At 34.9% G+C, this 13,290-nt stretch carries 8 protein-coding genes; 6 read left to right on the forward strand and 2 right to left on the reverse strand.

Features of this window, described 5'->3' with window-relative positions:
- The first annotated feature begins 27 nt into the window (after nt 1–27).
- Genes H0I26_RS04530 through H0I26_RS04540 form a run of 3 tightly spaced genes read left to right on the forward strand, consistent with a single transcriptional unit; the run spans nt 28 to nt 7,666 of the window.
- The gene (locus H0I26_RS04530; RefSeq protein ID WP_218701209.1) at nt 28–4,806 is read left to right on the forward strand and encodes a gliding motility-associated C-terminal domain-containing protein; all 4,779 of its coding nucleotides are present in this window, start codon (nt 28–30) and stop codon (nt 4,804–4,806) included.
- 28 nt (nt 4,807–4,834) lie between these two features.
- A complete protein-coding gene (locus H0I26_RS04535) occupies nt 4,835–5,740 on the forward strand; it encodes a type IX secretion system membrane protein PorP/SprF (RefSeq protein ID WP_218701210.1) in 906 nt (301 codons plus the stop codon).
- A 21-nt stretch (nt 5,741–5,761) separates the two neighbouring features.
- Nucleotides 5,762–7,666, forward strand: a complete 1,905-nt coding sequence (locus tag H0I26_RS04540; RefSeq protein WP_218701211.1) for an OmpA family protein — start codon at nt 5,762–5,764, stop codon at nt 7,664–7,666.
- Between the two features lie 375 nt (nt 7,667–8,041).
- On the opposite strand, the gene H0I26_RS04545 is transcribed toward H0I26_RS04540, so the two are convergent.
- Nucleotides 8,042–9,589 (reverse strand): Rne/Rng family ribonuclease, encoded by a 1,548-nt coding sequence (locus H0I26_RS04545; protein WP_218701212.1) that lies wholly within the window; start codon nt 9,587–9,589, stop codon nt 8,042–8,044.
- A gap of 343 nt (nt 9,590–9,932) precedes the next feature.
- Nucleotides 9,933–10,223 (reverse strand): HU family DNA-binding protein, encoded by a 291-nt coding sequence (locus H0I26_RS04550; protein WP_055442767.1) that lies wholly within the window; start codon nt 10,221–10,223, stop codon nt 9,933–9,935.
- Nucleotides 10,224–10,360: 137 nt separating this feature from the next.
- On the opposite strand from H0I26_RS04550, the gene mutY reads away from it, so the two are divergent.
- From mutY to H0I26_RS04565, 3 genes are all read left to right on the forward strand, one after another.
- Nucleotides 10,361–11,401, forward strand: a complete 1,041-nt coding sequence (gene mutY / locus H0I26_RS04555; protein WP_218701213.1) for an A/G-specific adenine glycosylase — start codon at nt 10,361–10,363, stop codon at nt 11,399–11,401.
- Between the two features lie 92 nt (nt 11,402–11,493).
- A complete protein-coding gene (locus H0I26_RS04560; RefSeq protein WP_218701214.1) occupies nt 11,494–11,943 on the forward strand; it encodes a single-stranded DNA-binding protein in 450 nt (149 codons plus the stop codon).
- 9 nt (nt 11,944–11,952) lie between these two features.
- Nucleotides 11,953–13,257: a gliding motility-associated protein GldE gene (locus H0I26_RS04565; protein WP_218701215.1), complete on the forward strand. Its 1,305-nt coding sequence runs from the start codon at nt 11,953–11,955 to the stop codon at nt 13,255–13,257.
- Nucleotides 13,258–13,290 lie beyond the last annotated feature (33 nt).

Genomic DNA, 13,290 nt, shown 5'->3' on the forward strand with positions numbered 1-13,290 from the left:
TCTAATTAACTAACGACTTCTTATAAAATGAAAAAAACTACGTTCATTTTAGCTGTGCTACTATTGTTTATAGGCTGGCAAGCTAATTCACAAATTTATTTACAAGAAGGTTTTGATACTTCAATTCCTGCCACTTGGACAATAACAGATGCAGGAGATGCAACAGGTGATTCCTGGGTTTCTGGACAACAAGGTGCTGGAGACTCTCTTAATGGAACTAATGCCGCTTTAGTAGATAGTGATGCTGCTGGTAGTGGTACTCTTTTATTTGAGACGTTAACTTCTCCAGTTTTTGATTCGTCTTCAGCTTCAGCTTTATTTTTAGATTTTGATCAATACTTTAATAATCTTGGTTCAGATTCAGCAATTGTTGAGGTTTGGGATGGAACTGCTTGGGTTGTTGTATTGACGCAAACAGCTGATGCTGGTGATTTTAATGCGCCTGACCAGCAGCATATAGACATAACAGCATACGCTAATTCTGCAATGCAAGTTAGATTTATTTATGATGACGCTAATAGTTGGGCATGGTATTGGTTAATAGACAATGTTGCTGTTTATAATGCTACTTGTCCTAATCCTTCAGCATTAAATATAGATGCTTTTACGTCTACCTCTGTAGAGGTGTCATGGACATTAGGAGGGGCTGAAGCAGCATGGGAGATTGCAGTGCAACCTTTAGGGACAGGTATTCCTACTGGAGCAGGTGCTTCAACTACAACAAATACGGGATACACAGATAGTACATTATCGGCATCAACAGATTATGAAGTATATGTCAGAGCAGATTGTGGTGGTGATACAAGTATTTGGACAGGTCCTATTACTTTTACTACAGCATGTGCTGTATTTACACCAGATTATTTTCAAGATTTTACAACAATTCCAGTAAGTTGTTGGGATGTAGCAAATAATGGAGATGCTACAACTGGTCCAACAGATATTGGGACATCTACATGGAGTAATGATGGATTTCTTAATAATGGAACGACAGGGGCATATAAGATAAATTTATATCAAGCAGTAAGAAGCGATTGGCTTTTAAGTCCTATTTTTGACTTAACAGGAGTGTCTTATCAAGTAGAATTTGATTTTGGAGTTATGATGTTTGCTAGTAGCACAATAGCTGGTGTTTTGGGATCTGATGATACTGTCGAGTTATTGATTACTACAGATAATGGAGCAACGTGGACTGTTTTAGAAACCTTTGACGCAACCTCAGTAATTCCTGCAAATGGAGTGCATGTTGTACAAGATTTAACAGCATATTCAGGTATGACCGCTCAGTTTGGAATTAGAGCTTCGGAAGGAGTCGTTGACGATGGTACAGATAATGATGTGTTTGTCGATAATTTTCAAGTAAGAGCAATACCTTCTTGTCTAGAACCATTGGCTATAGTAGCAACGGTTACTGGAGATACAACTGCAGATATTACATGGGATGCCGGAGATATAGAAACAGAATGGCAAATTTGGATACAAACAGCTGGAACAGGAGTACCAACAACAGATGGGGTTGTTACTACTTTAAATGCGCCATATCCGGCAACAGGATTAACACCAAGTACGTCTTACGAAGTGTATGTTAAAGCAAATTGTGGTGCTGATGGCTATAGTTCGTGGGTAGGACCAGTTAACTTTACTACTTTTAATACACCGCCACCAGTTCCAGTAGGAGTAACTTGTGCAACAGGAAATTCAACATTTATTTTTACTGAAGGTTTTGGTACAGTTCCTGATACAGATCCTTTGGGATGGACGGGTACAGGATTTAATGGTGATAATGGTGATTGGAGAATTACTAATCCAAGTGAAAACTCGGGAGGAACTGGACCAAATGTGAGTTGGGATGGTAATGTAGGAGTACATTTAGAATATGAATCATCAGGGAATGCAACGGATATTGCATCAGCAATTTCGCCTGCAATAGATTTGTCTTCAGCACTAGATGGAGCAGAATTATCTTTTTATATGCATGCTTTTGGTGAAGATATAGGAACTCTTAATGTCGGAGTGAGTACGTCTGCAACAGGACCTTTTACAACAGTGTATACATGGATAGGGGATTATCAGGCTACGGCAGATGATGCTTGGATCCCAATAGGGGTTAATTTAGATGCTTATTTAGGTCAAGTGGTATATATAGAATATAGTTATGGAGGTGCCGGTACAAGTTTTGAAGGTGATTTAGCTTTAGATCAAATACGAGTGGAGTCTTGTGGTACGTTTTGTATTGCACCGAGTGGTATTACTGCTACAAGTATAGCAGAGTATTCAGCAGATATTTCTTGGACACCAAGTGGTACTGAAACAGAATGGGTTTATGTACTGCAATTAGCAGGAACTGGAGTGCCAACTTCAGGTACTACGGTGACTACTGCAGCAATACCTGAATCAGGATTAAGTTCTGGTACGGATTATGAAGTGTATGTACAAGCAGTATGTGGTGTAGATTCAAGTACGTGGGCTGGACCGTATAATTTTTCAACATTAGTAGAGTTTAATTTTGTTTTAGATTGTGCAACAGATGGGCCGCAAACTATAGATTATTGTTATGATGATAATGATACTAATGTTTTTACATTTACTTCAACAGACGGTACACCTCTTAATTTAACAATTAACGCAGGACAAGTTGAAAATAACATTGATGAGGTTGTTATATTGGATTCCGACGGAGTTACTAACTTAAATGCGGCAAACCCTTATGGTACAGATGGTCAATTAACAGGTTTAACATTCCAATCTACAGGAGATACAATTTATTTTGCTGTCGAATCAGATTTCAGTGGTAGTTGTGCAAGTAATTCAACGTATACTTCAATTAATTTTACAGTAACCTGTGCAACTTGTATTAATCCAAGAGCAACGTTTGTTGTTGTTGACGATTGTGCAAATGGTGATCAATTTTTAGTAGATGTTGATGTTACGTCATTAGGCGACGCAACTTCTCTTTTAATAGAAGATAACCAAGGTACTAGTCCAGTAGGTGTTAGTGCTACAGGTATCCAGCAATTTGGACCGTATCCTTTTGATACAGATATTATTCTTACAGTATCGAATGTAGATGATGCTAGTTGTGTTATTACTAGTAGTACAATATCTTTATCAGCGTGTCCTCCAAGTAATGATAACCCATGTAATGCAACAGTCGCTTTAGTTAATAATGGAGAGGCTTGTATTGATGTAAACACAGGAACTTTAGTAGAAGCGACAGATTCGGGTCTACCTGGAGGTTCTTGTTCAACAAGTGCGGACGATGATGTTTGGTATCAATTTACAGCATTAGGAGAGCAACAAATAATTCAAATTTCAAATGTTGCTGGAGGATTTAACGTGGATCATGCACTTTATGAGGTAGGTGTAGATTGTAACGATTTAACACAATTATATTGTACTACAGACGATTCAAGTCTAACACCGACATTAACAGTAGGTAATGTCTATTATATTAGAGTATTCTCTGCAGAGACAACAGCAACAACTATAACTTTTGATTTATGTATTCAGACTTTAGGTGTGCCAACGTATTGTACAGAGGCTTTACCAATTTGTGCAGATCCAACAATTTTTTATCCAAGTATAGTGGGAGATCAAGTAGCTCCTTCTTATATTGATTACGATTGTTTAGGAAGTCAGCCAGATCCGCAATGGAATACAATTCAATTTGACGATCCCGGAGATTATGTATTTCAACTAGCACAAACAAATGCTGCTGGTGTAGGATTAGATATTGATTTTATTATTTGGGGACCATTTCCGGGTCAGGAAGCAGGGTGTTTTGAATTATTACCAACAAGTATAGCAGATTGTAGTTATTCAGGAACAGCTACAGAGACTATTACGTTAACTGGTGTTCCAGCTGATTCTATTTATATAATCTTAATTACTAATTTCTCACAAGAGGATGGAACATATGTGTTTACACAAGAATCAGGACCAATAGATGGAACTAATTGTGATGTTGTTTGTGAGGTTGCTTTAGATTATGATGGCATTGCAATAGAACAAGGTATCTCTGCTCCAGAAGGATCAAGTGATGCGATTAATTTATGTGGATACGACGCTGTAACATTAACAGCTACTACGGCTTATGCAGTAGATTCTATTGATTGGTATGTAAACGGAATTTATCAAGATGGCGTTACTACATCTACTATTGTTGCAACCGAATCTGGAACGTACCAAGCTGTCGTAGGTGGAGGTATTTGTGACGATTTTACATCTTCGTTATTAACGACTATCAATTTTTATGAATCGGCTACGGCTGATCAAGCATCAGATATGGAATCCTGTGAAAATGCTTCTGGAAATGGCGAATTTGATTTAGAGTCTCAAACAGCAACAATATTAGGGGCGCAAAATTCTAGTGATTTTGTAGTTACTTATTATGCTGCTTTGTCAGATGCTCAAGCAGGTACAGCAGCGTTAACTTCTCCTTACATGGGAACAGATGGAGCTACTATTTATGTTAGAGTAGAGCATGTTAATGCCGTAGGATCTAATTCTGGTTGTGCATCTACTAATACAAGCTTTAATTTGGTTTTAGAGTCTTGTGTTTTTCCACAAGGTATTTCTCCAAATGGAGATGGTATTAATGATCGCTTTGATTTAAGTAATTTTGATGTTCAAAATATAGAGATTTTTAACCGTAATGGTCGTATAGTATATTCTAAAGCTAATTATACTAATGAGTGGGAAGGGCAATCTGATAATGGAGATCTGCTTCCGGTAGGAACATATTACTATGTTGTCAAATATAAAGGATCGGAAGAAAAAGCCGCTTGGGTATACATAAATAGATAAACTAACTAGAAAACCAATAAGATAACAGATGAAAAAATTAGTATATATCGTATTCCTAGTGTTTATAGGTGTACAAGCCCAACAAGATCCGCAATACACACAATACATGTATAACATGAATGTGGTAAACCCGGCTTACGCTGGATCGACAGAAGGTGTTTCGATAGGAGCGCTTTATAGAAGTCAGTGGGTTGGTTTAGAAGGAGCTCCAACAACAGGGACGTTAGCTATACATTCTCCGGTAGGAAAAAATGTAGGTTTAGGTTTGTCTTTAATTAGTGACGAAGTGGGCCCTGTAACAGAGACAAATGCGTATGTTGATTTTTCTTATACGATACCAGTAGGAACTGAGACTAAGTTGGCCTTTGGTTTGAAGGCAGGAGCCACGTTTCATGATATTGGATTAGCAGGGTTAGAGTTAGTAGACCCTAATGATCCATTCTTTTCTCAAAATATAAATGAAACTACACCAAATATTGGAGCAGGTTTATATTTTTATAAACCAAGTAAGTTTTATATCTCAGCGTCGATGCCAAATATTTTAAGTTCAGTGCATTTGGATGCTAATGGGTATAAAATAGGATCAGAAACGCAACACTTTTTTGGTGCGGCGGGATATGTGTTTGACTTGTCAGAAAACTTTAAGTTAAAACCACACGCTTTAGCTAAAGTGGCATTTGACGCACCAGTAAGTTTTGATGTTAATTTAAATTTATTCATGTACGACTTTGTTGAGGTAGGTGCAGGTTACCGTATAGATGATTCTTTTAGCGGAATGATTAACTTTTTAGTTGCTCCAAATTTAAGAATAGGTTATGCCTATGACACAATCCAATCTCAATTAGATGTGGTTACTAATTCTTCTCATGAGATTTTTATCAACTTTGATATTAATCTTCCAAGTAAAGTATCACGTTCACCACGTTATTTCTAATCCACTAAGCTAACCAAGACAATGAAAAAAATACAATTATTTATAATAACACTTGTAACTTTGAGTAGCTTCAATATGACTGCTCAAAATGACAATACTAAAAGTGCTGATAAGCATTTTGAAAAATTAGAATTTGTAGCAGCAGCCAAAGATTATGCTAAACTTGTAGAAAAGGGAGAAGCAGATGCTTACGTTTATAAACGTTTGGCAGAAGCTAATTATAATACTTTTAATACTGTTGAAGCAGAAAAGTGGTACGCTAAGGCTTTAGAAACTGACTCAAGTGCAGATATGCTTTTCAAGTATTCTGAAATGTTAAAAGCAAATGGTAAATACGAGGCTTCAAATGCGCAAATGAACATTTTTGCTACTAAATATGGTACTGATGATAGAGCGATTGCTTTTAATGCAAATCCAAATTATTTGGATGATATCTTGAAATCAGAGGAAAAATTCACTGTTAAGAATTTGGATTTTAATACAGCAGCTTCGGATTTTGGAGGAACTTTTAAAGATGGTAAGTTATATTTTACTTCTGCTAGAAATGATTCAAGACGTACCTATGGATGGAATGGGCAACCGTATTTAGATGTATATGAACTAACTGTTTCTGAAGATGGTAGTTTTTCTGAAGCTAATGCCTTAAGTGGGAAGATAAATACAAAGTACCACGAAGGGATTGCGTCTATTAGTCCTGATGGTAGTACTATGTATTTCTCACGTGAGAGTTTTTTCGAAAACATGTATGAGAAATCAGAAACGGGAAATACTAAAATTAGTGTACTACAATTGTTTAAAGCAACAAAAAGCGAAGGATCTTGGGGTGGTGTTGAAGCTTTAAATATTAATACAAACACCTATTCTGTAAAAAATCCATCAGTAAGTAAGGATGGAAGTACCTTGTATTTTGCATCAGATATGCCAGGAGGATTTGGGTTGTATGATATCTACAAAGCAAGTATTGGGTCTAACGGAATGCTCGGAACTCCGGAAAATCTAGGAAGTAAAATAAATACGTCAGGACAAGAGATGTTTCCTTTTGCTGGAGATGATGCTTATTTGTATTTTTCTTCTAATGGTCATTTAGGACTTGGTAATTTAGATGTCTTTTATACTGAGTATTCAGGAAATCGTGTTTTGAAAAATATCGGTGCTCCTATAAATAGTAAGGCTGATGATTTTGCCTTTACTATTTATGAAGATAAAAATGGGTTTGTCTCTTCCAATCGTGGTGGAGGTAAAGGAAGTGATGATATATATGCAATTAGAGAAATCAAACCTTTATGTGATGTAAACATGATTGTGAGTGTTGAGAACGCAGAAACAGGTGAAAAGGTAGCTAATGCTTCTGTAACATTATATGATTTTAAAGGGACTGTGTTAGCAACCCAAAATACAAATGCAGAAGGTGTTACTACATTTAAAACAGATTGTGATATTGAAACGAGTTTAAAAGTTACAAAGGAAGAGTTTGAAGATAATGCTGTAACAGTAGAGGCTACAAAGGATGAAAATAAAACAGTGTCTGTAGACTTAACTCCAATAAAGAAAATTATTATTGCGGATAAAGTTGTGTTAGATCCTATTTACTTCGAGTTTAATAAAGCTGATATTACACCTCAAGGAGCTGCAGAGTTAGATCGATTAGTGTCTGTAATGACTAAATACCCAGAAATGATTATTTATGCAACATCACATACTGATAATAGAGGTAAGGCAGGTTACAATATGAGTTTATCTGACAGAAGAGCTAAATCTACTGTTGCTTATGTTGTGTCTAAAGGCATTGCTGTGACTAGAATTACAGGTGAAGGAAAAGGTGAAACGGAGCCTTTAGCTGATTGTGGATCTAGTTGTACAGAAGAGCAACATCAATTAAACAGGCGTTCTGAGTTTACTATTGTAAGCGGAGGACCTGGAAATTAAGAAAACAACCATTTAACCAATAACCAAAATGTTAACCAAGAAAGCCACATCATATTAGATGTGGCTTTTTTTTTAGTTTTAAATTAATTGTAGTTGGGATTCTCAATATAATTAGAGATGAGATAGTGTTGTGTGGTGTTTAGTATTAATAGGTATTGGTTTACGCATTAAGGATAGTAGTGGCATCCTTTTTAGGATTGAAGGTGTTATGCTGTTGTCGTATAGAAAAAACACGTAATTAGTCGTGTTTATTATTGCTAGAATTGTTGTATAAAAAGATATAACGGATAGCCTGACCCTTTGGGTAATGCCATTCTAATTAGTTTGTAATAGGCACAAAAAAAAGCCTCACTAAATAAATAGTGAGGCTTTTTGTTATTTAATTTGTTTACCATTTTGATCATTAAAATGATATTCAAGGTATGTGTAAGCATCTCTTGGTTGTATCTTTACCCATTTTTTGTGTTCAAAAAACCATTTTGAACGAATAGATGGAAAGCCTTTTGTTAAGAAGGCTGCTATAAAAGGATGTGTGTTTAAAGTCACCTTTTTGTAGTCTTTTTTTAAAATTTGTTCTAAGTCATGAGTTATTTTAGGCACTATATTAATAGGTGCTTCGACTTCTTCTCCTTTAAAACCATTAGGGTTGTCCTCTCGGGTTTTAATGTTCATTTCTGGTCGTACTCTTTGACGTGTTATCTGAATCAATCCAAACTTACTAGGAGGTAATATTTTGTGTTTGGCACGATCATCTTTCATCTCATCACGTAGATGATTAAAAAGCTTTTTCCTGTGTTCTGCAGTGTTTAAATCTATAAAATCTACGACAATAATTCCACCCATGTCCCGAAGTCTTAATTGTCTTGCAACTTCTGTTGCAGAGATTAGATTAACTTCTAATGCGGTGTCTTCTTGCGAGTTTGCTTTGTTAGATCTATTACCACTATTTACATCTACGACGTGTAGTGCTTCTGTATGCTCTATAACAAGGTATGCACCTTTAGACATAGAGACAGTTTTACCAAAAGCGGTCTTGATTTGTCTTTCTATTCCAAATTTTTCAAATATTGGAATGGTAGACGACTGATGTAATTTAACTATTGACTCTTTTTTTGGTGCAATTTGTTGCACATATTCTTTTACTTGTTCATATAAGGCATCATCATCTACATGAATTCCGGTAAAGGAGTCATTAAATATATCTCTTAACATTGAAGAGGCTTTATTTAATTCGCCCAAAACCTTGGCAGGATGATTTGCTTTATATAATTTTTTACACATTGCTGTCCAACGACTAAGCAAGGTTTGTAAATCTTTGTCTAGTTCGGCTACTTTTTTGCCTTCTGCTACTGTACGTACAATAACACCAAAACCTGGGGGAGTTATACTCCTTACCAAACGTTTTAAACGCTCTTTTTCTTCTTTACTTTCTATCTTTTGAGAGATTGAAATTCGGTCAGAAAAAGGCACTAAAACAATATATCTACCAGCTATGGATAGCTCGGAGCTTATCCTTGGGCCTTTTGTAGATATAGGTTCTTTTACTATTTGTACTAAAATAGACTGATTTGATTTTAAGACATCACTAATTTTTCCGTCTTTATCAATATCTTTTTCAAATGGGTAATTTTTTAAAGAAAAATCTTTTAGTTTACCTGTGCTTACACTTTTTGTGAATTTTAAAAGGGAAGACATTTTAGGGCCTAAATCGTGATAGTGCAAAAAGGCATCTTTCTCGTAACCAACATTAACAAATGCGGCATTTAGGCCTGGAACAGCTTTTCTTACTTTGGCAATAAACACATCACCAACTGCAAAGTTGTTCCCGTCTTCTTCTTTATGTAATTCAATTAATTTTCCATCTTTTAATAAGGCAAAATCAACAGCTTCTGGACTAGATCTAATAATTAATTCTTTATCCATTTAGGTTAATTTTTATCCATACAATAAAGTACAGATGGATTATACATTGTATTTTAACTTATAAAAAGCTAAAATATTTCACAGGATTTTTTAAATCCGGCAGAGTTTAATAATTACGCAAGGTTGTACGTATTATAAATAAACTCAATTTCAAAGAACGATAATTTTTTAAACCAAAAAAGTAGTTTTTTAAAACTACTTTTTTGAATTACTTTTTCTTCTTGTGACGGTTAGCGCGTCTACGTTTTTTACGCTTATGCGTAGCAACCTTGTGTCTTTTACGTTTTTTACCACTTGGCATACGGTGAATGTTTTTAAATTAATAATTCGGTTATAATATTGTTTACTTTACGTCTACGTTAGTTTTTACACCCTCTACAAAAACTTTTGCAGGTTTAAACGCTGGGATATTGTGAGCAGGAATCTTGATAGTCGTATTTTTTGAAATATTTCTCCCTGTCTTTTCTGCTCTTGTTTTAATAATGAAGCTACCAAAACCTCTAAGGTATACATTGTCGCCTCCTTCTAAAGATGTTTTAACCTCTTCCATGAAAGTCTCTACAGTTGCCTGTACATCTCCTTTTTCAATTCCTAGTTTTTCAGAAATCTTTGCTACTAAATCAGCTTTAGTCATTTTCTTTTCTTATTTGCGTTATTAATTTTTCTAAGGGTTGGCAAATATAGTCATTTATTATTCAATATTTCAAACCTAATTCATTAAAATTTAATGTGATAAACTTTACTTTTGCTTTTCTTACTTTTTTCTCATAAATGAATGTCTCAAAACAACTAATTAATTGGTACACAGATAATAAACGAGATTTGCCTTGGCGCAACTCTACAAACCCTTATTTTATTTGGCTTTCCGAAATCATATTACAACAGACACAAGTCGTCCAAGGACTACCTTATTACCATTCTTTTACCACTAATTTTCCGACTGTTTTTGATTTAGCTAACGCAGAAGAGCAGGAGGTGTTAAAATTGTGGCAAGGACTAGGATATTATTCTCGAGCTAGAAATTTACATGCTTCGGCTAAATATATAGTCAATGAGTTAGAAGGACATTTTCCAGATACTTTTGACGAGATCCTTAAATTAAAAGGTGTTGGCGATTATACTGCAAGCGCAATTGCTTCTATTTGTTTTAATCAAGTCACCGCTGTCGTAGACGGTAACGTGTACAGGGCGCTATCTAGAATTTATGGCATAGATACTCCTATTAATACGGGGAAAGGATTTAAAGAGTTTAAAGCATTAGCGCAACAACTAATAGATGTAAAGCAGCCCGCCACTTTTAATCAGGCTATAATGGAGTTTGGCGCACGCTTGTGTAAGCCTAAAAATGCTGATTGTGATACTTGTCCTTTTAATACTAAGTGTGTGGCATTGCAAAAAAACAGGGTTGGTGATTTACCAGTCAAGCTGAAAACCGCAAAGGTTACCAAAAAGTATTTTAATTTTATAGTGGTAGTCTCTCAAGATCACAAAACGATTTTAGAACAAAGACAAGGTAGTGGAATCTGGCAAAATTTATATCAATTTCCGTTAATCGAAACTTTAAAAGAAACCACACATAGTAGTATTGAGAAAGAAATTAGTAAGCTTGAGGTTTTAAACGATACGTCTTTTGAGTTGTCTTTATATAATGAAAAGGTAATCGTGCATAAATTATCACATCAACATTTATATACTAAATTTTGGGTTGTAACTACCGTTGCTAGTTTGCCACAAGGTATTTCTATTGATGCAATACAAGATTATCCAGTGCCAATATTAATTGGAAATTTTATAGAAAATTTTAATTTTTAAACAAGAACAGCTAACGCTTCAATATTTTTTATTAAATTTATTTACATTGACGCTTAAAGCTGTAATTTTGTAGCAGTAAAAAAACAATATTTATGTCAGGAACACTTAATAAAGTTATGCTAATTGGGCATTTAGGAGATGAAGTAAAGATGCACTACTTTGAAGGTGGTGGTTGTGTTGGACGTTTTCCATTGGCAACTAACGAGACCTATACTAGCAAGCAAACTAACGAGCGTGTTACCAATACAGATTGGCATAATATAGTAGTCCGTAATAAAGCGGCTGAAATTTGCGAAAAGTACTTAACCAAAGGTGACAAAGTCTATGTCGAAGGACGTATAAAAAACAGAAAATGGCAAGATGACTCTGGTAACGACCGTTATAGTACAGAGATACAAGTGTCCGATTTTAGATTTTTAAGTACCAAACGTGATCCGGAAGCGGCACCTCCAGAATCAAGTACACAACAACAAACAAAACCAAACACAGAAAAACCTGCGACGTCTAAACCAGTATCTAGTGATGACGATCTCCCGTTTTAATAACTAATTATGGACCCTGAACCCTCGAGTTTTATAGCTTTAATAATTTCCGACAATATTAATGTTGCACTTGGTTTTGTGCTTTTAATAGTTCTTTTAATATGTTCTGCAATGATTTCTGGAGCGGAAGTCGCTTTGTTTTCATTAACCAAATCAGATTTGGAAGACGAAGCATTACAAAGTAAAAAGCAACTACAGATAATATCAAAATTATTGATTAGACCAAAAAAATTATTAGCGACCATATTGGTCGCTAATAACTTTATAAACATTGGGATTGTAATACTATTTGCCTTTTTAGGTAATTATATATTCGCAAGTGTTGCATCTCCTGTGGTTAAGTTTGTTTTGGAAGTTGTAGTTATTACTTTTTTAATCTTATTGTTTGGAGAGATATTACCAAAAATATATGCGAGTCGTAATAACTTAAAATTTGCAACGTTTATGGCGTATCCTTTACGTCTTTTGGATGTGTTATTTTCGCCTTTAAGTCTTCCAATGCGCAGTATTACTTTAGGAATACATAGTAAATTAGGGAAACAAAAATCTAATATTAGTGTCGATCAATTGTCTCAAGCTCTAGAGCTGACCAGTGAGCATGATACCACTAAAGAAGAACAAAAAATACTACAAGGTATCGTTAGCTTTGGTAATACAGATACTAAGCAAGTTATGCAACCGCGTATTGATGTGTTTGCGCTAAATGTAGAGCAGAAGTATAGTGATATTATACCCGAAATTATAGATAATGGTTATTCTAGAATTCCTGTATATAAGGATAATATGGATACTATTATTGGTGTTCTTTATGTTAAAGATTTATTACCCTTTATTGATAAGAAAACTTTTGATTGGACCAGTTTATTACGGGAGCCATTTTTTGTGCCTGAAAATAAAAAATTAGATGATTTAATGGCCGAGTTTCAAGAAAAGAAAGTGCACTTAGCAATGGTAGTGGATGAGTATGGAGGGACTTCTGGCTTAGTATCTCTAGAAGATATTATTGAAGAAATTGTAGGAGATATTAGTGACGAATTTGATGACGAAGATTTAGTGTACTCCAAACTAGATGATAAAAATTATGTTTTTGAAGGGAAAACTGCATTAAAGGATTTTTATAAAATTATAAAGATAACAGACGATAGTGTTTTTGAAGATTATAAAGGTGAAGCAGAAACTCTTGCTGGCTTTATTTTAGAAAACTCTGGAGGGTTTCCAAAACGAAACAGTAAAATAAATTATGGAAAATACGTTTTTACTATAGAAGCTTTAGATAAAAAACGAATTAAACGTGTCAAAGTGACATTGCCTTAAATCCAAAACATAATAGCCACTATAATAGTGTCT

Origin of the sequence: Olleya sp. HaHaR_3_96 (assembly GCF_019278545.1) — a bacterium.
Taxonomy (GTDB): Bacteria; Bacteroidota; Bacteroidia; order Flavobacteriales; family Flavobacteriaceae; genus Olleya.